19 protein-coding genes, 2 tRNA genes and 1 other annotated feature are annotated in these 21,714 nt (G+C 40.8%); of the genes, 7 read left to right on the forward strand and 14 right to left on the reverse strand.

The features are described from left to right. Positions 1–111 precede the first annotated feature (111 nt). Complete coding sequence (gene ptsP / locus FFM57_RS08840) at positions 112–1,839, reverse strand: phosphoenolpyruvate--protein phosphotransferase (RefSeq protein WP_137600157.1); 1,728 nt, start codon at positions 1,837–1,839, stop codon at positions 112–114. After that, positions 1,839–2,105 carry a phosphocarrier protein HPr gene (locus tag FFM57_RS08845; RefSeq protein WP_137600158.1) on the reverse strand — a complete coding sequence of 89 codons (267 nt, stop codon included), beginning with the start codon at positions 2,103–2,105 and terminating at the stop codon, positions 1,839–1,841. Before FFM57_RS08845 ends, ptsP begins: the two co-directional genes overlap by 1 nt. Before the next feature lie 314 nt (positions 2,106–2,419). On the opposite strand from FFM57_RS08845, the gene FFM57_RS08850 reads away from it, so the two are divergent. After that, positions 2,420–4,696, forward strand: a complete 2,277-nt coding sequence (locus FFM57_RS08850; RefSeq protein ID WP_170999952.1) for an ATP-dependent Clp protease ATP-binding subunit — start codon at positions 2,420–2,422, stop codon at positions 4,694–4,696. 160 nt (positions 4,697–4,856) lie between these two features. After that, positions 4,857–5,162, forward strand: coding sequence for a DUF1827 family protein (locus FFM57_RS08855; RefSeq protein WP_137600159.1), 306 nt, complete (start codon positions 4,857–4,859; stop codon positions 5,160–5,162). A 65-nt stretch (positions 5,163–5,227) separates the two neighbouring features. Here the strand turns inward: FFM57_RS08855 and FFM57_RS08860 are convergent, their stop codons facing one another. Then, positions 5,228–6,805 carry a peptide chain release factor 3 gene (locus FFM57_RS08860; protein ID WP_137600160.1) on the reverse strand — a complete coding sequence of 526 codons (1,578 nt, stop codon included), beginning with the start codon at positions 6,803–6,805 and terminating at the stop codon, positions 5,228–5,230. A gap of 210 nt (positions 6,806–7,015) precedes the next feature. On the opposite strand from FFM57_RS08860, the gene FFM57_RS08865 reads away from it, so the two are divergent. Continuing rightward, a complete protein-coding gene (locus FFM57_RS08865) occupies positions 7,016–7,249 on the forward strand; it encodes a CsbD family protein (RefSeq protein WP_137600161.1) in 234 nt (77 codons plus the stop codon). Between the two features lie 120 nt (positions 7,250–7,369). Here the strand turns inward: FFM57_RS08865 and FFM57_RS08870 are convergent, their stop codons facing one another. Continuing rightward, the gene (locus tag FFM57_RS08870; protein ID WP_137600162.1) at positions 7,370–8,365 is read right to left on the reverse strand and encodes a polysaccharide deacetylase family protein; all 996 of its coding nucleotides are present in this window, start codon (positions 8,363–8,365) and stop codon (positions 7,370–7,372) included. Positions 8,366–8,552: 187 nt separating this feature from the next. Then, positions 8,553–9,884: a C1 family peptidase gene (locus tag FFM57_RS08875; protein WP_137600163.1), complete on the reverse strand. Its 1,332-nt coding sequence runs from the start codon at positions 9,882–9,884 to the stop codon at positions 8,553–8,555. 190 nt (positions 9,885–10,074) lie between these two features. Between FFM57_RS08875 and FFM57_RS08880 the strand changes: the two genes are divergently transcribed. Next, positions 10,075–11,142: an endonuclease/exonuclease/phosphatase family protein gene (locus FFM57_RS08880; RefSeq protein WP_137600164.1), complete on the forward strand. Its 1,068-nt coding sequence runs from the start codon at positions 10,075–10,077 to the stop codon at positions 11,140–11,142. Between the two features lie 133 nt (positions 11,143–11,275). Here FFM57_RS08880 and FFM57_RS08885 read toward each other — a convergent pair whose 3' ends face one another. From FFM57_RS08885 to FFM57_RS08895, 3 genes are all read right to left on the reverse strand, one after another. After that, complete coding sequence (locus tag FFM57_RS08885) at positions 11,276–12,796, reverse strand: ATP-binding cassette domain-containing protein (RefSeq protein WP_170999953.1); 1,521 nt, start codon at positions 12,794–12,796, stop codon at positions 11,276–11,278. Positions 12,797–13,063: 267 nt separating this feature from the next. Continuing rightward, a complete protein-coding gene (locus FFM57_RS08890) occupies positions 13,064–14,098 on the reverse strand; it encodes a D-alanine--D-alanine ligase family protein (protein WP_137600166.1) in 1,035 nt (344 codons plus the stop codon). A 13-nt stretch (positions 14,099–14,111) separates the two neighbouring features. Continuing rightward, the gene (locus FFM57_RS08895; RefSeq protein ID WP_212741497.1) at positions 14,112–14,606 is read right to left on the reverse strand and encodes a GNAT family N-acetyltransferase; all 495 of its coding nucleotides are present in this window, start codon (positions 14,604–14,606) and stop codon (positions 14,112–14,114) included. A gap of 143 nt (positions 14,607–14,749) precedes the next feature. On the opposite strand from FFM57_RS08895, the gene FFM57_RS08900 reads away from it, so the two are divergent. After that, positions 14,750–14,823, forward strand: a tRNA-Pro gene (locus tag FFM57_RS08900). Positions 14,824–14,923: 100 nt separating this feature from the next. Here FFM57_RS08900 and FFM57_RS08905 read toward each other — a convergent pair. The 3 genes from FFM57_RS08905 to trpS form a co-directional block, all read right to left on the reverse strand. Further along, positions 14,924–14,996, reverse strand: a tRNA-Thr gene (locus tag FFM57_RS08905). A 146-nt stretch (positions 14,997–15,142) separates the two neighbouring features. After that, positions 15,143–15,787, reverse strand: a complete 645-nt coding sequence (locus FFM57_RS08910; RefSeq protein WP_137600167.1) for an HAD hydrolase-like protein — start codon at positions 15,785–15,787, stop codon at positions 15,143–15,145. A gap of 4 nt (positions 15,788–15,791) precedes the next feature. Next, positions 15,792–16,805, reverse strand: coding sequence for a tryptophan--tRNA ligase (gene trpS, locus FFM57_RS08915; RefSeq protein WP_137600168.1), 1,014 nt, complete (start codon positions 16,803–16,805; stop codon positions 15,792–15,794). 162 nt (positions 16,806–16,967) lie between these two features. Between trpS and FFM57_RS08920 the strand changes: the two genes are divergently transcribed. Beyond that, on the forward strand, positions 16,968–17,951 hold the full coding sequence (locus tag FFM57_RS08920; protein ID WP_137600175.1) for a ring-cleaving dioxygenase: 984 nt from the start codon (positions 16,968–16,970) through the stop codon (positions 17,949–17,951). 4 nt (positions 17,952–17,955) lie between these two features. Further along, a complete protein-coding gene (locus FFM57_RS08925) occupies positions 17,956–18,576 on the forward strand; it encodes a flavin reductase family protein (RefSeq protein WP_137600169.1) in 621 nt (206 codons plus the stop codon). A 64-nt stretch (positions 18,577–18,640) separates the two neighbouring features. On the opposite strand, the gene FFM57_RS08930 is transcribed toward FFM57_RS08925, so the two are convergent. Genes FFM57_RS08930 through FFM57_RS08940 form a run of 3 tightly spaced genes read right to left on the reverse strand, consistent with a single transcriptional unit; the run spans position 18,641 to position 21,257 of the window. Next, positions 18,641–19,492: a MetQ/NlpA family ABC transporter substrate-binding protein gene (locus FFM57_RS08930; protein WP_137600170.1), complete on the reverse strand. Its 852-nt coding sequence runs from the start codon at positions 19,490–19,492 to the stop codon at positions 18,641–18,643. Between the two features lie 48 nt (positions 19,493–19,540). Beyond that, positions 19,541–20,233: a methionine ABC transporter permease gene (locus FFM57_RS08935; RefSeq protein ID WP_137600171.1), complete on the reverse strand. Its 693-nt coding sequence runs from the start codon at positions 20,231–20,233 to the stop codon at positions 19,541–19,543. Continuing rightward, entirely contained in the window at positions 20,226–21,257 is a 1,032-nt protein-coding gene (locus FFM57_RS08940) for a methionine ABC transporter ATP-binding protein (RefSeq protein WP_137600172.1), read from the reverse strand. The genes FFM57_RS08935 and FFM57_RS08940 overlap by 8 nt, the downstream gene beginning before the upstream one ends. 56 nt (positions 21,258–21,313) lie before the next feature. Next, positions 21,314–21,569 (reverse strand) — a binding site (T-box leader). Between the last annotated feature and the right edge of the window lie 145 nt (positions 21,570–21,714).

Here is a 21,714-nt window from a genome sequence, read left to right on the forward strand (position 1 = left end):
TCAGCTAACGTTTTCCGTTATGAGGACACGCTAGGGACTTGAACCCATGAGAGTTTGCCCATGCCGGGCAAACAAAAAGCGCGACAACCGAAGCTGTCGCGCTTTAACTTGTTACTTTACATATTCACTGACTAAGGCAACTACATCTTCTAACGTATCAGCTTCAGTCACAGCTTTTTCAGCTAACTCTTTCATGAGGTTGGTATCTAAACGACTCATTAAGCTACGTGTCTTCAAGATAGACGTAGCACTCATGGAGAATTCGTCTAAGCCTAAGCCTACGAGTAATGGCACTGCAGTCTGATCGCCAGCCATTTCGCCACACATCCCTGCCCACTTACCTTCTTTGTGCGCAGAATCAATGACATGCTTGATTAAACGTAAGATAGAAGGATTATAAGGTTGGTACAAGTAGGAAACCCGTTCGTTCATTCGGTCAGCTGCCATCGTGTATTGAATCAAATCATTCGTTCCAATACTCATGAAGTCAACTTCTTTAGCAAACTTATCTGCAATCACAGCCGCAGCTGGAATTTCAATCATGATACCCACTTGAATGGTTTCAGAAACTTCAACGCCTTCAGCTTGCAGCTTCGCTTTTTCTTCTAAGAAGATTTTCTTGGCTGCTCTAAATTCGACTAAAGTTGCTACCATTGGGAACATGATACGTAAATTACCAAAAACAGAAGCGCGTAACAAGGCCCGAATCTGTGTCCGGAACATCCCGTCTCCTAGTTCTGAAAGGCTAATCCGTAAAGCACGGTAACCTAAGAAAGGATTCATTTCTTTTGGCAGTTGCAAGTAAGGTAATTCTTTGTCGCCACCAATATCCATCGTCCGAACAACTACGGGCTTACCGGCCATTCCTTCAAGGACGGCTTTATAAGCTTTAAATTGATCATCTTCGGTTGGAAAATCAGGTGAGTCCATGTATAAGAACTCGGTACGGTAAAGACCAATACCTTCACCACCATTACCTAAAACACCAGTTAAGTCTTTTGGTGTGCCAATATTAGCAGCTAGTTCAAAGTGTTTGCCATCTTTAGTGGCTGTTTTAGCATTTTTTAGTTTGTCCCATTCAGCTTTTTGAGCAGCATACGCGCTTGCAGCTTGATGGAACTCAGCAATCTCATCAGCAGTTGGATCGATAATCACGTCACCGTGAATACCGTCTACAGCCAACATTTGATTAGCAGAAACTTTTTGCGTAATTTCTTTGGTTCCCACAATTGCTGGAATTTCCAAGGAACGCGCCATAATTGCGGAATGCGAAGTTCGACCGCCAATATCGGTGACAAAGGCTTTGACGTACTTGCCATCCAATTGGGCAGTATCACTAGGAGTTAAATCGTGAGCCACCACAATCACTTCTTCGTTAATCATGGCTGGATTAGGTAAGCTCTTTCCTAACAAGTGTGCCAAGACCCGCTTAGTCACATCTTTAATGTCCGCCGCTCTTTCTTGCATGTAAGGATTATCCTCCATACCTTCAAAGATTGAAATGAACATATCCGTAACTTCTTTTAAGGCGCTTTCAGCATTGACTTGATTCGTTTTAATACTGTCTTTAATTTGTCCAACTAGTTCGGGATCGGCCAAAACCATAATATGGGCATCAAAAACTTGCGCTTCTTCTTCCCCTAGAGTTTGTTTCGCTTTATCGCGAATCATTTGTAACTCTTTAGTGGATTCAGCCAAGGCGTCATCTAACCGTTGAGCTTCGGCTTGTGTATCCGTTACGCTTGTCTTTTGAAAAGATAAATCAGGTTGAACGAGCATGTAAGCTTTGGCAACGGCGATTCCATCGCTAGCGGCAATCCCTTTCAACTTATCCGCCATTATTCAGACAATCCTTCTTTTTTCATTGTTTCTTCGATTGCCACGATAGCTTCAGCTTCGTCAGCACCTTCAGCAGAGATAGTTACTTCGCTACCTTGGCCAACGCCTAAAGACATTACTCCCATGATTGATTTCAAGTTAACGGATTTGCCTTTATATTCAAGATTGATATCTGAATTGAATTTGCTGGCAGTTTGAACTAATAAAGTTGCTGGACGTGCGTGAATCCCTGTTTCAGCTACAATGTGAAAATCTCTTTTTTCCATAAGTATCGGTCTCCTTTATGAGTAGAAAAATTAGTTTGTGAGGGTTTTCTTTCGTGAAAAAGAAAACGTCTCTTCATCTAAAGAGATTACCATTTTTCCCAAGGACTTACAACTTTTTTCGCTGATTTTGCGGAGAAACTGTGTTTTAACCCCCTTTTCTTTTTCAAAATGAAGCTGATTTTTCCCTAACGGAAATTTCTAACAAAAAATGAGCACTCTGCTTGCTCAACAGCGCAATCATGATATAATGTCCTTGAAGGTCAAAATTGGTCAAAGACCTTTTGATGATTATTTTTTTGAAAGGATGTGCCCTAATGCTTTGTCAAAACTGTCAAAAAAATGAAGCAACCATCCACTTGTACGCCAACGTCAACGGCGAACGCAAACAATTGGATTACTGTCAAAATTGCTATCAAAAAATTAAACAACAACAAAATGGCAATGTGCCGCCACAAATGGCGCAAGATCCCTTCGGCTTTGGAACTTTAGATGATTTGTTCCGGGCGATGCAACAACGAGGAAATACACCGAATAATACACCCCCCACACAAAGTGGTGGTGGCAATGGGAACAACAATAATTTCTTTCCTGGTGGTTTCGGTGGTAACGGTGGCGGACAACGTTCACCCCAAGCTAATCGCAATGGTCAAGGGGGCTTATTAGAACAATTTGGCGTCAACTTAACCGAAGAAGCCCGTAAAGGTGAAATCGATCCAGTCATTGGTCGCGATGAAGAAATCAAACGAGTCATTGAAATTTTAAATCGCCGTACCAAAAACAATCCTGTTTTAATTGGGGAACCTGGTGTTGGGAAAACTGCGGTGGTGGAAGGCCTCGCTTTAAAAATTGTTAACGGCGAAGTACCGCAAAAACTTTTAGACAAAGAAGTTATTCGCTTAGATGTCTCCTCTTTAGTACAAGGGACAGGCATTCGTGGTCAATTTGAAGAGCGGATGCAACAATTGATTAACGAAGTCACTCAAAATAAACGCGTTATTCTCTTTATTGATGAAGTCCACGAAATTGTCGGGGCAGGCTCTGCTGGCGATGGCAATATGGATGCTGGGAATATTTTAAAACCAGCTTTAGCGCGCGGTCAGTTGCAAATGGTGGGAGCAACGACCCTCAATGAATACCGCATCATTGAAAAAGATGCCGCCTTAGAACGGCGGATGCAACCAGTGCGGGTGGATGAACCTAGCGTCAAAGAAACGATTGCGATTTTGGAGGGCTTAAAACCTCGCTATGAAGATTATCATCACGTCCACTACACGCAAGATGCCATTGAAGCGGCGGTGACTTTGTCTAACCGTTACATTCAAGATCGTTTCTTACCCGATAAAGCCATCGACTTATTGGATGAAGCTGGTTCTAAGATGAACTTGACAATTCAAGCGGTGGATCCCGAAGTTGTGGAAAGTAAACTCAAAGAAGCAGAAGCGCAAAAACTGCAAGCTTCCAAAGAAGAAGATTACGAAAAAGCTGCTTTTTATCGTGATCAAATCAACAAGTTGAAAGCCTTAAAAGATAAACAAGTGACCGACGACGAAAAACCAGTGATTACCGAAAAAGATATGGAAAAAATCGTCGAAGAAAAAACAGGTATTCCAGTCGGCGATTTAAAAGAAAAAGAACAAACACAGTTGAAAAATTTAGCGACCGATTTAGAAGGCCGCGTCATTGGCCAAGAAGAAGCTGTTGAAAAGGTGGCCAAAGCTATTCGTCGGAACCGCGTCGGCTTAGGTAAACAAAATCGACCAATTGGTTCTTTCCTCTTTGTGGGACCTACCGGTGTCGGGAAAACCGAATTAGCGAAACAATTAGCGTTAGAACTTTTCGGTTCCGAAGAAGCCATGATTCGTTTTGATATGAGTGAATACATGGAAAAACACAGCGTTGCCAAATTGATTGGTTCCCCTCCAGGTTATGTCGGCTACGAAGAAGCTGGGCAATTAACCGAAAAAGTCCGGCGTAATCCTTACTCATTAATCTTGTTAGATGAAATTGAAAAAGCGCACCCTGATGTGATGCATATGTTCTTACAAATTTTAGATGATGGACGAATGACCGATGCGCAAGGTCGCACCGTGAGCTTTAAAGATACCCTGATTATTATGACTAGTAATGCGGGTACCGGTAACGTCGAAGCTAACGTTGGATTTGGAGCAACGCGCGCGGGTCAAACCCACTCTGTCTTAGGTCAACTAAAAGATTTCTTCAAGCCTGAATTTTTAAATCGTTTTGATGCGATTGTCGAATTTAAGTCCTTGACGAAAAAAGACTTGCTACAAATTGTTGATTTAATGATTAACGAAGTCAACAAGATGTTAGTTGGACAAAAACTCACTATCGACGTTTCCAAAGAAGCGCGGGAAAAATTGGTGGACTTGGGCTATGACCCAGCCATGGGTGCTCGTCCTTTACGGCGGACAATTCAAGATCAAATTGAAGATGGCATCGCTGATTTTTATTTGAATCATCCAAAAGCTCATCACTTAAAAGCAATCTTAGTGGATGATCAAATTAAAGTAGAAGCCGCTAAAAAAGAAAGTACTACTAAAGAAAAAAAAGTTGAACCACAAGCTGAATAAGTTAAAGTTATGCCAAGAAGTAGTCGGAGACGTACTCCCCGACTACTTCTTTTTCTAAAAAAATCAGCAAAATAGTGCAACTTTTCCCCGAGAACTTATCTTTGTTTTTTTATAGAAAAATCTTTATAATTAAACTATGAAAAATAAAGGACGTGTGACCATGAAATTAATTGACGTAACCAATAGTCATCCACGACTTGTGCAAAAACAATTGGAAAGTACTGATGCCCAATTTATCAAAGTATATAGTTTAGGGAAGACCACCGTTATCTTCACCGATGCCCCACAGCATACTGAAATTTTATTGGTAAACAAACTGCGGAACATTCAAAGTACTGAAGTTGAATTTGTTAAAGAGTATTTTAAACGCAACTTTAAGTTAGTCTTACCTGGAAATGACATTGAAGTTATCCACATGGACGGCGCCGTAGAACTCTCCTTAAAAAAAGATTTGCTCACCAACTAAAAAACGACTTCCAATTTTGGAGGTCGTTTTTTTTGCTGTCGATTCTGTTTGAAAAAATTTTTTTCTTACAGCAGACTTTTTAATTTTACGTTTGGATATTTATCTTTGAACCAATTTTCAGCAAAACGATTTTCAAACAAGAACAGCGGTTGATCGAAACGATCCTTAGCTAAAATATTACGGGAAGAACTCATGCGTTCATCTAAATCTTCTGGCTCAATCCAACGGGCAATTTTGGAACCCATTGGCGTTAAAATGACTTCAGTGTTGTATTCATTCAGCATCCGATATTGGAAAACTTCAAACTGCAACTGTCCCACAGCACCTAAGATATATTCTTCCGACAAATAGGTTTTATAAAGCTGAATGGCCCCTTCTTGGACCAATTGATTAATCCCTTTGTGGAAAGATTTTTGCTTCATCACGTTTTTAGCAGAAACTTTCATAAAGAGTTCCGGTGTAAATTGGGGTAGTTTTTCGTATTCCACGTGGAGCTTGCCTTCAGTTAAAGTGTCCCCAATTTGATAATTACCAGTGTCATACAAACCGATAATATCTCCTGCAACAGCGGTTTCTAAAATTTCTCGTGTGTCCGCCATAAATTGTGTCGAGTTGGCTAACTTAATTTTTTTGCCGGTGCGCTCTAATGTGACATCCATTCCTCTTTGGAACGTCCCAGAACAGATTCGTAAAAAGGCAATCCGGTCACGATGGGCGGGATTCATGTTGGCTTGAATTTTAAAAATAAAGCCGGACATTTCTTCTTCATAGGGACTCACCGCTTCCCCAGTAACCGTTTTGTGGGCGTGAGGTTTAGGGGCAAACTCCAAGAAAGTCTCTAAGAAAGTTTGCACGCCAAAGTTTGTTAAGGCCGAACCAAAGAAAACGAGGGTTTGATTTCCTTGCGCGACTTTATCAAGATCAAAACTATCGCCAGCTTCTTTTAATAATTCCACTTCCTCTAAGACTTGTTGGTAAAAACCATTTTCATTTAAGGGGTGATTAGCGGGCAGTTGACCAGCTTCGTCCAGGGGAACTAAGCGCTCTGCTGGGTTTTCTGGGCGATAAAATTCCACACGATGATGATACAAATCATAAAGACCAGCTAAACCTTTCCCCATCCCAATAGGCCAGTTCATGGGATAAGATTCAATATCTAAAAGTTCTTCTAGCTCTTCTAAAAGATCTAGGGGCTCACGACCATCACGGTCTAATTTATTAATAAAAGTAAAAATGGGAATCCCCCGTTGTTTGACAACTTTAAATAATTTTTTGGTTTGGGCTTCAATCCCTTTGGCCGAATCGATGACCATTACAGCCGCATCCACGGCCATTAAAGTCCGATAAGTATCTTCAGAAAAATCTTCGTGCCCCGGAGTATCTAAGATGTTGACGCGTTTTCCTTGATAGTCAAATTGCATCACGGAACTGGTTACTGAAATCCCCCGTTGCTTTTCGATTTCCATCCAGTCTGACTTGGCAAAGTTACCGGTCTTCTTTCCTTTTACCGTCCCGGCTTGCCGAATGGCGCCTCCGAAAAGTAAAAGTTGTTCGGTAATGGTGGTTTTCCCGGCATCCGGGTGAGAAATAATTGCAAACGTCCGTCGTTTGTCGACTTCCGTTTTTAAATTTTTATTTTGCATGGTTAGCTCCTTTTAATTGAAATTGCTAATGCTAATTACTGGTTCGTTTTTTTCAATGGCTACATGGGACTTCTCCTTTTTGGTTCAATCTTTAACAGTATAGCATGATTTTTTCAGCAATTGAAAAAATTTTTTTCCAAGCATATTGCAAGCCTTTCTACAAATTGTTTCTTATAATTAAACTATCAAAGGAAAAGGAGACGACACACCATGTCAGATAAAGGCATTTTAGATCAAGCAAAGGGTAAAGCTAAAGAAATCATCGGCGACCTCACTGGCGACGATAAGAAAAAGGCAGAAGGTCAAGTAGAGCAACTGGAAGGCAAAGCTAAAGGAGCGATGGAAAATCTTTCCCAAGAAGCACGGGAAAAAGCACTAATGGCCCAAGAAGCCGCCAATAAAGCCTTAGAAAAAGCCAAGAGTCGTTTTAAAGATGATAAATAAGTGAAAGACGTTGTGCCAGGAGTTACTTCTAGTACAACGAATATTTACAAAAAGAGAGGGTGACAAGAATTTTGTCCCCCCTCTCTTTTTTGTCCTCGTTAAAGCTAGCACTTTTTTATTTTATTCTAACACACCAAATTTAAAGCCGTGATCTTTGTAAAATTGAATAATCGCCGGCAAGGCAGCTACCGTGACATTTTTATCCGCGGCATCATGCATTAAAACAACCCGTAAATGAACATCTGGATATTCCGTGATGGAGTTAGCTTGGTAAGCAGCCATTGCTGCCGCATCAGTCGGCCGATCCCCTAAAGGTTGGGCATCGCCACTCATGGCATTCCAATCGGCGTAATGAATACCCTTTTCATTTAGCGCCGCATCGGCAGCTGCTAAATTTTCCCAAGACATATGCCCACCAGGATAACGCCACACACCCGTATAAAAATCTTTTCCTAAAATATTTTGCAAGGCTGCTTGCGTTTGATCCGCTTCTTTAGCAATCTGTGTTGCATTAGCCTTGCGTCCCGGATACAACAAATCATAATTATGATTGTAGCTATGCATGGCAATAGCGTGTCCTTCGGCGATTTGCCGTTTCAAGATTGGTTGGACCTCTTCCCCTAACGTATTGCCTACAATAAAGAAAGTTGCAGGAACGTCATTGGCTTTTAATACATCTAAAATTTGCGGTGTGATTGTGGTATTAGCCCCATCGTCAAAAGTCAAAAAACAAATTCGGTCGCCAGTCATGGGGGGAGTAACGCCAGCCATAATATTTTGCACTTCTTGTGTGCTATATGCGTACGCTGCTGCGGCTTCATTGTGATTTTTCCCAGCCAGCAAAGGACTTGTCGATTCTGATTCTACTGTAGTTGTAGTTTCACTAGTGGAACTCATGGTGGCAGCCGTGCTCTCTATAGTTGAAACTGTCGAGGAAGCAGTCGTCGTCGCAGTAGTACTAGCTGGCGTTTTTTGCTGCGCAGCTTTCCCTTGCGTACTTAAAGTGTACGCCAAGTAAACGATTGCCAAAATAGCCACCAGTGCTACTGTTCCTATAAAGAGTTGCTGCACTTTACGTCGACTACGTTTTTTCCGTTGATTTCTTCTAGACCCCATCTAATCTCGCCCCTTTTCGTTAGCTGAAAACCATTTAAATTACTGTGTAAAAAATTTTTCATATCAGCATTAACGTAGCAGTTGTCTTTCGGAATGTCAATAAAGATTTAAAAATCGGGAAACTAAAAAAAGACCTAACGGCGTAAAAATTAGCGCCGTTAAGTCTTTTTTTAATTTTTGTTAAGTCCTAGTTAGCTAATGCACCCATTGGATCCCATGGTGCTAAAACTTTTGGTTCAGCAGCAAAGGCTGCTTGTTGTTCGGCTGTTAAAAATTCTTTTCGAACAACGATTTGGTAAGTGTATTCGTCCATCCAAGCGTCAGTGGCTACGTAGAAACCATTGAAGCCAGCTTTATCGCCCCAGCTGTTTTCAACTTTCCATTTAGTAGATTGACCATTCACGATATCTACACCAGTTAAGACCATGGCGTGAGTCATTAAGCTTTCGCCGTAATCCAAACGGTCCGCTTTATTAGAATCAAAGTCAGCGCCTAAAGTTTCATTCACGCTAAACAAACTAGTAGCCATGATACCGTCACGGTTAGAAGATTGACCAACATCACAACCAAACCAAACAGATTCACCTTGTTCTAATTGAGCAATCGCTAATTTTTTGAAGGTGCTCATATCAACGTTTAAGTATTTTACTTGTTTGCCGCCGACAACATTTCCTAACAATTCTACCGTGTAAGATTTGTTGAAAGGTTTATCTGCAGTTGGTGCATTAATGATACTTACGTAATCGTCTAAGTTAACGCCGACAAATTTATCGTAGAAAGATTGTGGAGTTAAACCTTGTTCGATGTGATATTCTTTGTTTTCATCACGGTATTCAAAATCAAAAGTCGTTGGCGGTGTGCCTAAAGTTGTTGCTAACAAATTATACACTTCTTGCAACATGGCTTCTTTTGTTTCCGCAATTTTTTCTGCACTAGCTCCTTCAGCCACTAAAGAACGTAAGGTTTTAGCATCAATCCGTAATTTTTTATTTAAATATTTGTTTAATTGAGCAGAAGCTGAACTGGTGAAAGATTCAGGATAAACAGCTTGCGGCACGACACCATATTTTTGGAAAATGGAAACGATCATGTCCCATTGTCCGCCATCTTGTTGCGGCGTTTGTAAAAGGAACGCAACTTTACGACTCGTTAAAGCTTCGTCGGCTGTATTTAAAATACCTTCATAAAACCAGTTTGCTTTTTCATATTTATCCCAGAAGAAAGTATAACTTTGGGATAATTCAAAGTCTTTTAAGTTGAAGTTGTTTAAAATTTTGTGACGGAAAGTATTTAACGCAGCAAACATCCAGCAACGACCAGATTGTTTTTGGTTAGCTACTTTACCAGTAGTTAAATCAATGCTGTAAACAGGATTACTTTCCACATGACCTGCTTGATTTTCAGAAGCTCCTTGGATTCCATTTTTGACAACGGCCCGTTGGATGGCAGTTTTTTTACTGTCAGCGGCAAAAGCTTCAGCAAACTTTGCCGTTTGGTTAGCGGTAATTTCTTGTGACATACAAACACTCCTTTTTGATTAGTTCAAAGAGCATTGTAAACCCTGCAAGAAAAAACTGCAATCGTTTAGCGCAAATTCTTATGAATTTTCTGAAAATAGTTTGTTCTTCACGAACTTTTTTTTCTTCTGCTGACACTAAAAATTGGGTAGTGGATTATTTCATGATATGATTACTGCAGGAGGTGTCATCATGAAAAAAGTGTTGAAAGTTATTATTTTCTTAGTAGTAGTACTCGTGTTGATCGTCGCCGCCTATGTCGCTTATGCCTATCTTAGCTATCATCGTTTAGCCGATAAAATAGATTTAGAGGTCAAGAATAGTCAAAGCGCACAATTGGCGCCGGCAACAGAGTATCAAATTTTGAGTTTTAATATCGGTTATGGGGCTTACCCGCAAGACTATAGTTTCTTTATGGCGGGTGGGAAATATTCCCGCGCTTATGATCAAGAGACAGTGGAAAAAGATTTGCAAGGTATCTTTGACATTGTGAAAAATGCGGATCCTGATTTATTTTTAATGCAAGAAGTTGATGTAAACGGTGATCGTTCCTTCCATGTCAATCAAGTGGCGAAGATTCGTCAGGGTTTTACCGATTATGGCAGTGTCTTTGCGCAAAACTACGACTCCCCTTATCTCTTCTATCCCCTTTTGGATCCTATTGGGAAAGCTAAGTCTGGTTTAGTGACCGCAGCCCGCTACGAAATTACCGACAGTATGCGTTATTCTCTACCGATTGAAACGAACTTTAACAAATTTTTCGATTTAGACCGCGCTTTTTCCGTTAGTCATTTGCCAGTCGAAAACGGTGGCACACTAGCGTTAATTAATACGCATTTATCGGCCTTCACGAAAGACCCTGCTGTGCGGCAAGCGCAAATGGAGAAACTATTTCAGCAAATGGAGAAAGAGTATCAGGCTGGTCATTACGTTATTGTGGGGGGCGACTATAATCACGACCTCTTAGGAAACAGCCCGACAGTCTTTAACACGAAAGAAGAACGAGAAACTTGGACACATCCTTTCCCAATCGCCGATTTACCAACTGGCTTTCGGGCAGTTACGGAAACTTTAGCCGATGCAGCCATCCCTTCTGTGCGGGACTCCAATGCCGGCTATGAAAAAGGTAGTACTTACGTCTCCTTAATTGACGGCTTCTTAATTTCAGAAAACGTCAAAGCTTCCGCTGTCGAAGTTTTGGACGAAGCATTTTTATATTCCGACCACAATCCCATTGTGATGCATTTTAGTTTGCAATAATAAAGACAAAAGCACTTGTTAAAAATCTGGGAAAAATAAGAGCAGCCCGCAGCGTAGTTAGTTGAAGCGACCTCAAAGTTAGATTTTTATTTTAACTTTTGGCGCTCACTACAAGTTACGTTGCGGGCTTTTACTATTTATTTTTTTGTAAGTTGGCAATTTGCTCTTGGAGTTTGCGAAGTTCATTTAAATCACTGGTAGCATCTTGAATAAGCCGGTCGCGCTTTAGTAAAAGTAAAGGTAAATCGTCAGAAAATTTCTCTTTTACAACAGGATTTGCAGCAGCCACCATTTTACCCTTTTGAATTTGCCAACACTTTTGCGTCGTATTTTTTACAAACTTTTCATCGTGACTCACTAGGATAAAGGTCCCTGGATAATTTTGTAAAAAATCTTCCACTACTTGTAAGCTGGCCAGGTCTAAATAATTATTGGGTTCATCCAGTAGCAACAAATCGTAATCCCCTAATAAAATTTTCGCTAAAGCAAGGCGAACTTTTTCACCTCCACTTAACTCTGATACCTTACGGCTGAACATCTCCGGCGTAAAGGCCAACCCGCCTAACAAGTTAAATACGGTTTGCTTGCTTTGCAGGGTCTGGCTCATGGCATTTGCTAAAACGCTTTTTTCTAAATCAAAATTTAATAATTTTTGATCAAAATAGCCTACTGCCAAATTTTTCCGTAGATAAGCGACTCTTGCTAAAGAAGGATCGACTAATTGTTTTAAAAAAGTGCTCTTACCCGCACCATTTGCTCCCATGATGCTAAGGTGTTCGCCTGCCTGAATTTTAAAATCAAAAATTTCAAAGAGAGTTTGCTGGGCTTGTTGTACTTTAAAATTTTTCAAATGCATTAATGTTCCTTTATTTTGTGCTAAATGACCGGTAGCTTTTAAGTGAATCTTTTTTTCCGACTGCGGCTTCGCAACAGTTTTTAAATTTTCCGCTCGTGCTTGATAATTTTTAGCAAGGCGCGCCAAACTTTTTTCTTTACCGGCACTGGTGCCTGAAAAATTGCGTGCTTTCCAATCAGAAGCTCCCGTTTTCCCATTATATTTTTCTACGCGGTTAGCCTGCTGTTGTTTTTTCTGAGCTTCTTGTAGCAATTTATTTTTAGCTTGTTCTTGTTGGTGATACAACAGTGCTTGTTGCCGCTCTTTCTTTTTTTGCCAGCTGGAAAATTCGGTAAAGCTGCCAACAAACTCCAACATTTCGTCTTCCTCGACATACCAAATTTTATTAGCGACCTTTTCTAAAAAAATCCGATCATGAGAGACGAATAATAAAGAACCTTGATAACAGGTCAATTGATCTTCTAACCACTGACGATTAAGAGAGTCAAGATTGGTCGTCGGCTCATCTAATAAGAGACAGCCGGTATTTTCTTGTAACAATTTTAAATTTTTTTTCTTCGTCTCTTCCCCGCCACTAATACTGGTGTCCACCTGTCTTTGGGGTAAGTAACCTAGTTGAGCAGCGACTTGAATTTCCATCAGTTTCTGCTGAAAGATTAGCTCCAACAACGTTGTCTTCCCCAGCCCGTTTTTCCCCACAAGCGCAATGTGATCTTTGGGTCCTACTTGTAACTTTTTTATCGCAAATAATTTTTCTGCTCCGGCAAATACCTTTAAATTATTAATTTGAATGTCCATAAGAGTCCTTTCCGGGACAACAAAAAACCTGTCCCACATCAGGACAGGTCAGAAGATACACTATTTCCGTAAACCAAATAAAGCCTTAGGAAATGTCGCCTAGTGTGAACATCTACTGCCAATCCTGAAAAAGTCCGCAAAAATCCCATAAGATTTTTGACCTTTTTACAGTAAAAACGATTGACTTATAAATTATTCACTAGTAGTTTACCTTCCTTTCATCGGTTAGCCTAAGGATAGCAAAAAAAGGTTAACTACGCAATAAAACTAACGTTGAAATGCAGATTCTAATAATTTTTGACAAAGTTCAGGATAACTCATGCCTAATACTTTTACTTCTTGTGGTAATAAAGAAGTTGGCGTCATACCAGGTAAAGTGTTGGCCTCGATAAAGTGAATCGTGCCATCTTCTGCCATCATAAAGTCGACCCGCGAATAGCCGTGTAAGCCTAGCACTTGATAAGCTCTTTCTGCAATTTGTTGCATCTCGCTGGTTTTTTCCGGCGATAATTCAGCTGGTGTCACTTCTTTAGTGGCGCCGGCTTGGTATTTATTGGCGTAATCATAAAAACCTTTTAAAGGAATAATTTCAATAATGGGCACAGCTTTCCCATCTAATAAACCAACAGAAAATTCCCGTCCCGCAATTTTTTCTTCCACTAAAACTTTAGCGGAGTAGCGACTAGCATCCACTAGTGCCGGAATCATCTCATGTGCATCATCCACCATTTGAATCCCGATGGAAGAACCGTTGTCTAAGGGTTTAACGACCACTGGATAAGTAATTTGCGCTGCAAAGTTTACCATGTCTTCCCCAGCGTTATATTCCCAATATTTTGGTGAGGTAATGCCTGCTAAAGCGCAAAGTTTTTTGGCTAATAATTTATCCATGGCTAGTAATGAGCCTTTGTACCCTGTTCCAGTGTAAGGAATGTGATACAAGTCAAACAACGCTTGAATTTGACCATTTTCCCCAATACCACCGTGCAAGGCTAAAAAGACTGCGTCAGCCCCTTGGCAAATTTCAATCACATGAGGTCCTACTAAATTAGTCAAAGTAGGATTGGCTGCTTTTAAAGCCGCTAAGTCTGGTGCTTGGGTGGAGATGACTGCTTGATATTCTTTTTGTCCAAACTGCGCATAAGCCTCGGCAAAACTTGCGGCCTCCGGAAAGCCAAAGAAAACATCCATTAATAAGACTTCATGACCATTGGCGATTAAGGCGTTGGCAATTTGACTGCCTGAAGATAAAGACACATCCCGTTCATCACTTAAACCACCTGCTAAGACTACTACTTTCATCAAAAATTCCCCTTTATATCTTTTTTCCAAAAATAATTAAATCTTGGACACTCGTTTCCATATCGGCCACCGTTGGTAAAAAGCCATACGTCTCGTAACCAAACTTTTTAAATAAATGACAACTAGGAACGTTGCCGGAAAAAACAAAACCTAGTAAAGTCGTGATGCCTAATTTTTTGGCTTCTTCTTCAGCAAAGGCTAAAGCTTGACTGCCAATACCACACCCGGCGACCGCTTGCGTCAAATAAATGCTAACTTCCACTGTTCCTTGATAAGCAATGCGACCATAAAAATCGCTTAAAGAAATCCAACCCACAATTTTTCCAGCCTGCAAAACGACGTAAAGCGGCCGTCTGTCATGATGGGCTAAAAACCATGGTGTCCGCTCTGCCACTGTTACTTCTTGTAAATCCGCCGTAATCACGCGACTAGGGATCGCTTCATTGTAAATCGTCACAATTGCCGCGAGGTCGGCAAGCTCCGCTAATTGGTACGTAATTTTTTCCATGACTGCCTTCCTTTTTTAAATGATTCCTTTTAAAATTAAAGCACAATTCAAGCAAATTACAAGTAAAATACCACATTTTTCTAAAAATTTAAACTGCCCCTTTATTTGCAAATCTATTTTTAAAGGTGTATAAAAGACTTTGACGGGAAATAGCTCAGCTTGGTAGAGCACTACGTTCGGGACGTAGGGGTCGCAGGTTCAAATCCTGTTTTCCCGATAATTTTTTGGACAGTCTGCGGACTGTTTTTTTTGTGCCTTTAAAAAATAAAAAATCTGTAAGCGCTGGAAAGCCAACGTTTACAGATTTTACTTTTTAGAGCCACTTATCGGATTCGAACCGATGACCTCTTCCTTACCATGGAAGCGCTCTACCTGCTGAGCTAAAGCGGCATTTTGTTATTTAACACAAGAAATAGAATAACTGATTTTAACTAACTTGTCAACCGTTCCTTAAAATTTTCCGCAAAAAATTTATAACAAACTGACAGGCACAAACAAAAGTTTAACTAATTTTTTTGTGCCTGTCAATCGCTAATTTATTCTCCTAATAAAATTTCAGCGACTTCTAAGGGCGACTCGGCAAAATAATGTGCACCGGCCGTATTTAATTCCACTTCAGTCCCGTAGCCATATAAGACACCGACACTCATTAAATCGTTTTGATAAGCACCACGAATATCATATTCACGATCACCTACCATAATGGTGTCAGCTGGACTTAACTTTTCCTTCGTTAAAGCTTGACGAATAATATCTCCTTTAGCTGATAAACTGCCATCCATGCTAGCCCCATAGATTCCCTTGAAAAATTGGGTTAGTCCAAAGTGAGCTAAAATCTGTTCAGCGTAAAGTTGTGGCTTAGAAGTCGTCAAAAAAAGCGTCTTTTCAGCAGCTTGCAGTTCAGTTAACATCTCGGTAACCCCGGCATACAATTCGTTTTCAAAAATTCCTTTTTCCGGATAGTATTCGCGGTAATATTGCACACCTAATAGCGCTTCTTCTTTGGTCAACCCCGCCACATCCATAAAGGCATCCACTAGGGGCGGTCCAATAAATAATTCCAACTCCTGGATTTCTAAAGCAGGTTGCTGTAATTTTTTTAAAGCGTAGGCTACAGAGTTGGTTATCCCTAAACCAGAGTCGGTTAAAGTCCCATCTAAATCAAAAAAAATATTTTTCATTGGTCTAATCCTTAAAGTATTGAATACCCATGGCTTTTTTCACTTCAGCTAAGGTATTGGCGGCAACGGCTTCGGCTTTTTGTGAGCCAGCTTGTAAAATTTGCATCACACCAGCCGGGTCTTTCGCTAGTTCTTCACGGCGCGTCCGAATAGGCGTTAATTCGGCGTCTAACACGTCGATTAAGTAGCGTTTAATTTTTACATCACCAAGACCGCCTTGGCGATAGTGGTCTTTAAGTTCAGCAATTTTTGCAGTGTCTTTACCGAAGACATCAAGATAAGTGAAGACCATATTCCCTTCGACTTGACCTGGATCTTCTACGTGAATATGTTGCGGATCGGTATACATTTGCATTACTTTTTGTTTAACGACGTCCATGGAGTCGGCTAAGTAAATGCCGTTACCTAAAGATTTACTCATCTTCCCTTTACCATCAATCCCCGGCAAGCGTCCAATTGCCCCTTTCGGTACAACAGCTTCCGGTTCCACTAAGACTTCAGCGTAAGTGCTGTTAAAGTCCCGCACAATTTCCCGCGTTTGTTCTAGCATTGGCTTTTGATCTTCCCCTACCGGCACCAAGTTAGCTTTAAAGGCAGTAATATCGGCAGCTTGGGAAATAGGATACACAAAAAAGCCAGTGGGTACACTTTGCCCAAAATTCTTTTGGTCAATTTCCGCTTTAACGGTTGGATTGCGTCTGACGCGGGCCACCGTCACTAAGTTCATGTAGTACATGGTCAATTCACTAAGTTCAGGAATTTGTGATTGAATAAAGAGTGTGGATTTAACAGGGTCTAACCCACAAGCTAAGTAATCCAAAGCTACTTCTAAGACATTGCTGGAAACTTTTACGGGATTGTGAGCATTATCCGTTAACGCTTGCATATCGGCTACCATAATATACATTTGATTGTTGTCATCGTTTTGCATCGCCACACGATTACGCAACGAGCCGACGTAATGTCCAACGTGGAGTTTGCCAGTGGGACGATCCCCAGTTAAAATAATATTTTTCATTTTGCTGTTCCTACTTTCCATTAACCTTAATAATCCCTTCCAGTGTAACTTTTTTTCGTCATTCCCTCAAGTCTTAATTCTAAAAGAGTCTTTACTTGCCAGAAAAAAATTTTCTCGTTAAGCTTACTTATAGTAAGAATAAAAGGAGGAACTTCGATGACCATGAATGAGTTTCCCATCATTGGGATACACCACGTAACAGCCATGACTTCTAGCGCTGAAAAAATTTATAACTTCTTTACCGAGATTTTAGGGTTGCGTTTAATAAAAAAAACCGTCAACCAAGACGACATCCAAACCTACCATTTATATTTTACTGATGATGTCGGAACTCCCGGCACAGATATGACCTTCTTCGATTTTCCCGGTGCGCCTAAAGGAAAAAATGGAACCGACAGTATCGCTGCAACTTCTTTTCGGGTCCCTAGTAACGCCAGCCTTCTTTACTGGCAAGAACGTTTGAGCCAATTTCAAATTGAACACGAAGATATCACCGAGCTTTTCGGGAAAAAAGTCTTGCCTTTTGTCGATTTTGACGGTCAAAATTATCAATTGATTTCCGATGAAAATAATGCTGGCATTCCCGGCGGTCTTCCTTGGAAAAATGCGCCCGTGCCTGCGGAACACGCCATCACAGGCTTAGGTCAAATCCTGGTAAATGTCAATCATCCCCGAACTTTAATTGAAGTCTTAGTGGACACGTTAGGTTTTAAAGAAGTCTTAACGGTGGACCATTCAACACTCCTAGAAGTCGGTGCTGGTGGCAATGGTGGTGCAATCATTGTCAACTATCAACCAGATTTACCCTTAGCGCAAGAAGGCTACGGACAAGTTCATCACGTAGCTTGGCGCGTCAAAGATGACGTCAGTTTAAAAAATTGGATCTTCCGTTTAGAAAATTTAGCTTATCCTAGCTCCGGTTTTGTGGATCGTTTTTATTTTCAATCGGAGTATTTCAAACCGACTCGGGGGATTCTTTTTGAACTTGCTACTGATGGACCAGGCTTTTTAGTGGACGAACCTTATGAAACTGCCGGCGAAATTTTATCTTTACCCCCATTCTTAGAAAAGAAACGGACCGAAATCGAAGGTTACGTCCGTCCTTTTGACACCACCAAACACAATCTGCCGCAAGGAAAGGAGTAACGTGATGCATCATTATGCCGCCACCACTTTAACTCCACAACAACAATACAAATTCATCACCAGCATCGTCGTCCCGCGCCCAATTGCTTGGTTGACAACGTATAATCAGGACCACACTGTCCTGAACCTCGCGCCCTTTAGCTTTTACTCTGGTGTTTCTAATCAATTGCCTTTAGTGACTGTTGCCATTTTACGTGATAGTAGCGAACCTAAAGACACCGCTCGTAACTTGTTGGCGACTAAAGAAGCTGTGCTCCATTTAGTTGACCAGACCAAGCTAGCAAGGATGAATGAAACGGCCGCTAAAATTGCTCCCAACCAAAGCGAAGTTGCCTTAGCTGGTTTACAAACTGTTCCTTCTAAAACAGTAGCAGTGCCGAGTCTTGCTGATGTCTTGGTTAAAATGGAAGCGAGAGTCTACCAATATCTCCCCTTAAAAAATCCTAATGGCGCGGTGATGACGGATTTATTTATCTTAGAAATTTGCGATTTTTATTTTGCTGAAGAAATTTTTGACGCAAAACGTGAATACTTGGACTTTTTAAAAGTCCAACCGGTAGCGCGTCTGGCCGGTCCTTATTACGGAACCATTCAAGAACAAATTTATTTACCACGACCCTCTTAATTACAAACAAGCGCCCTTGAGCATTCTCAGCTCAAGGGCGCTTGTTTCCTGTTTATTTTAAAAATTATTCAGCATCAACGGGTTTAACGGAACCATCCCATTTTTCTAAAATCCAATCTTGAACTTCTTTAGAGTGTAAAATTTTCACTAATTTTTGGACACGTTCATCGTTTTCTTCCCCTTTGCGGGTTACGACAACGTTAGCATAAGGTGAATCATCGCCATCAATTAACAAGGCATCTTTCACTGGATTCAAACCAGATTGATAAGCAAAGTTGGCATTGATACAGATTAAGTCTGCTTCGTCATTATCGTAAGCTGAAGTCATCATTTCTGGCGCAACATCGTATTTAAATTGCAAGTTCTTAGGATTTTCAGCAATATCATCAAAGGTTGCTTCTTCTAAGTTCACACCATCTTTCACTTTAATTAAGCCGGCCGTTTGCAAAATAGTTAAGATTCGGCCATAGTCAGGAGCGTTAGTGGAAGCTAAAACGGTCGCGCCATCTTTAACATCTTTGATGTCAGTTAAGCGTTTGGAGTAAATCCCTAAAGGTTCAATGTGAATAGCTCCAGCAATTGCTAAAGGATCTCCGTTTTCTTTATTAAAAGCGTTGATAAAAGGAATGTGGGCAAAGTAGTTAGCATCAATATCGCCATCAACTAAAGTCGTATCTGGTAAAACATAGTCGGTAAATTCTTTAATTTCCAAGTCGACGCCTTCTTTAGCTAATAACGGTTTAACATGTTCCAAAATTTCAGCGTGAGGTGATGGTGTTGCTCCAATAACTAATTTTTCTGTTTTACCGCTTGCACTGTCACCAGTAGCTGCAGTGTCCTCTTTTTTGCTGCCACATGCAGCTAAACTTAATACGGCAACAGCTAAGGTTACCAAACCAAAAATTTTCTTTTTCATTAATATCTTCCCCTTTTTTTCTTAAATATATATTAAAGTCAATCAAGCTTAGCGCTTGTCTACTTTTTTAACAATAAAATCGCCAATTCCTTGGACGAGAAAAACAAACAAAGTAATCATAACCGTCGCTACTAAAATTACCGTGTAGTTGCTCCGTTGAAACCCAGTATTCCAAGCTAACTGGCCTAAGCCGCCAGCCCCGATGACACCGGCCATCGCTGTAAAACCAATCATGGAAACCGTGGTGACGGTTAAACCAGAAATCAAGGCAGGTAAACTTTCTGGAATCAATACTTTAAAAAAGATTTGTAATGGCGAAGCGCCTAGCGCGTCTGCAGCTTCTAAGACACCGCCATCTACTTCCCGTAATGCCAACTCCACTAAGCGGGCAAAAAATGGTGAGGCCGATAAAATCAGCGCAGGATAAGCAGCCTTAACGCCAATGGTCGTCCCCATTAAAGTTTTTGTCACTGGCATTAAAAAGATTAATAAAATCATGAAAGGCACAGCCCGTAAAACGTTAGTTATAACCGAAACAATACCGTAGCCTACTTTGCCCCAAGCTTTTTTGCTATGACCTAAGGCGTAAAGTAGAATCCCTAAGAGCATGCCGACAAAAAAGATAATGAAGGTGGCCACTAAAGTGAGGTAGACCGTATCACGAGTAGCTTCTCCCACTTTGGGCCAATCCACTTGGCTAAAATCAAAATATTTTTGCCATAAGCTTTGATTGTTATTCATGACTTAACACCTCCACGTCGACTCCTTGCTCTTGAAAGAAGAGCAAAGTTTTCTCTTGATCTTTAGCTGGCCCGTTGAGTAAGACAGTTAGATTGCCGAAACGCCCCGTAGAAGTTTTTTGAATTGCTCCTTGAATCACCGAGATATCAATGGGGAACTTACGAATCGCTTGCGAAATCAGCGGTTCTTCTGCCGAATCTTTCGTAAAGTGTAAATTGACAATCAGACCGTTAGGATTTTCTTCTTGGAAAGCCTGTAAAATTCCTTCTGTATCATCTTCTGCCGTTTCTTTTTTTACGAAGCGCTTCGTAATATCTTGTTGAGGATTTCTAAAAATTTCTAAAGTATCGCCTTTTTCCACGATGGTTCCTTTTCCCATCACGGCAACCTTGTTACAAATTTTACGAATCACGTGCATCTCATGGGTAATTAAAACAATCGTTAATCCTAGTTGCTTATTGATGCTTAACAACAACTCTAAGACTTCATCTGTCGTTTGCGGGTCCAAAGCAGAAGTCGCTTCATCACAAAGCAAAATTTCTGGGTTGTTGGCCAAAGCCCGGGCAATCCCGACGCGTTGTTTTTGACCGCCAGATAGTTGGCTAGGATAATGTTTTCCTCGACCCTCAAGTCCTACCAAACGAATCAACTCTTGCGCGCGTTTTTTTCGTTCAACTTTTTTAACACCGGCAATTTCTAAAGGTAATTCAATATTTTCTTCCACCGTGCGGGACCACAATAAGTTAAAGTGTTGAAAAATCATCCCCACTTTGCGGCGGAAATTACGTAAATCTTTGGCGGAAAGTTTCGTGATATCCTGATTGCGTACATCAACTTCCCCAGCGCTCGCTTGCTCTAAGCCATTGAGCAACCGCACCAAAGTACTTTTCCCTGCACCAGAGTACCCCACAATTCCAAAGATGTCGCCGGCTTCTACCGTCAAGTTGACATCTGCTACCGCGTTTACTTCACTACTACCATCGTGAAACGTTTTACTGACATTTCGTAATTGAATGATTGCCATAGTAACTTCCTTTCTCCATAAAAAAATCTTCGCCCCTCTGTTTAATAGCTAAACAAAGAAAGGACGAAGATTAACATTCGTGTTACCACCTTTTTTTACAGACATCTCACAATATCTGCCTCCACCAGTGCTTGCAATCCTAAAAACTCCGCACACTGTGTCGCTATAACGGGCGCCCCCGTAAGTGACTCACTCACGCTTATCACTTCTTGCTCAAAGACCATCTTCAGCTTTTTCCCAAATACCCTTTTGCAGCTCACGGGGCTCTCTAAAAAATGTTTGAAAGCTTACTCTTCTTTTCAAAGCACTTGTTCTCTTTAACTGAGGTCATTCTATCAAGGAGAATGTCTTCTGTCAAGAAAAAAATTCAATAAATTTTCAAAAATCTCGTTCGAAAGTGATAATGTCCTAGGTATATCGAAAGGGAAAATGTCCCAAAATGATAAAATAACCTTAT

Origin of the sequence: Enterococcus nangangensis, from assembly GCF_005405245.1 — a bacterium.
Classification (GTDB): Bacteria; Bacillota; Bacilli; order Lactobacillales; family Enterococcaceae; genus Enterococcus_J; species Enterococcus_J nangangensis.

What these genes read in the sequence shown, in the direction of transcription:
- FFM57_RS08855 (WP_137600159.1), top strand. Translation starts at nt 4,857, where the DNA reads ATGAAATTAATTGACGTAACCAATAGTCATCCACGACTTGTGCAAAAA.
- FFM57_RS08920 (WP_137600175.1), top strand. Translation starts at nt 16,968, where the DNA reads ATGAATGAGTTTCCCATCATTGGGATACACCACGTAACAGCCATGACT.
- FFM57_RS08865 (WP_137600161.1), top strand. Translation starts at nt 7,016, where the DNA reads ATGTCAGATAAAGGCATTTTAGATCAAGCAAAGGGTAAAGCTAAAGAA.
- FFM57_RS08870 (WP_137600162.1), bottom strand. Translation starts at nt 8,365, where the DNA reads ATGGGGTCTAGAAGAAATCAACGGAAAAAACGTAGTCGACGTAAAGTG.
- FFM57_RS08845 (WP_137600158.1), bottom strand. Translation starts at nt 2,105, where the DNA reads ATGGAAAAAAGAGATTTTCACATTGTAGCTGAAACAGGGATTCACGCA.
- trpS (WP_137600168.1), bottom strand. Translation starts at nt 16,805, where the DNA reads ATGAAAAATATTATTTTAACTGGGGATCGTCCCACTGGCAAACTCCAC.
- FFM57_RS08935 (WP_137600171.1), bottom strand. Translation starts at nt 20,233, where the DNA reads ATGAATAACAATCAAAGCTTATGGCAAAAATATTTTGATTTTAGCCAA.
- FFM57_RS08925 (WP_137600169.1), top strand. Translation starts at nt 17,956, where the DNA reads ATGCATCATTATGCCGCCACCACTTTAACTCCACAACAACAATACAAA.
- FFM57_RS08875 (WP_137600163.1), bottom strand. Translation starts at nt 9,884, where the DNA reads ATGTCACAAGAAATTACCGCTAACCAAACGGCAAAGTTTGCTGAAGCT.
- FFM57_RS08850 (WP_170999952.1), top strand. Translation starts at nt 2,420, where the DNA reads ATGCTTTGTCAAAACTGTCAAAAAAATGAAGCAACCATCCACTTGTAC.
- FFM57_RS08860 (WP_137600160.1), bottom strand. Translation starts at nt 6,805, where the DNA reads ATGCAAAATAAAAATTTAAAAACGGAAGTCGACAAACGACGGACGTTT.
- FFM57_RS08890 (WP_137600166.1), bottom strand. Translation starts at nt 14,098, where the DNA reads ATGAAAGTAGTAGTCTTAGCAGGTGGTTTAAGTGATGAACGGGATGTG.
- FFM57_RS08880 (WP_137600164.1), top strand. Translation starts at nt 10,075, where the DNA reads ATGAAAAAAGTGTTGAAAGTTATTATTTTCTTAGTAGTAGTACTCGTG.
- FFM57_RS08885 (WP_170999953.1), bottom strand. Translation starts at nt 12,796, where the DNA reads ATGGACATTCAAATTAATAATTTAAAGGTATTTGCCGGAGCAGAAAAA.
- FFM57_RS08940 (WP_137600172.1), bottom strand. Translation starts at nt 21,257, where the DNA reads ATGGCAATCATTCAATTACGAAATGTCAGTAAAACGTTTCACGATGGT.
- FFM57_RS08895 (WP_212741497.1), bottom strand. Translation starts at nt 14,606, where the DNA reads ATGGAAAAAATTACGTACCAATTAGCGGAGCTTGCCGACCTCGCGGCA.
- FFM57_RS08930 (WP_137600170.1), bottom strand. Translation starts at nt 19,492, where the DNA reads ATGAAAAAGAAAATTTTTGGTTTGGTAACCTTAGCTGTTGCCGTATTA.
- FFM57_RS08910 (WP_137600167.1), bottom strand. Translation starts at nt 15,787, where the DNA reads ATGAAAAATATTTTTTTTGATTTAGATGGGACTTTAACCGACTCTGGT.
- ptsP (WP_137600157.1), bottom strand. Translation starts at nt 1,839, where the DNA reads ATGGCGGATAAGTTGAAAGGGATTGCCGCTAGCGATGGAATCGCCGTT.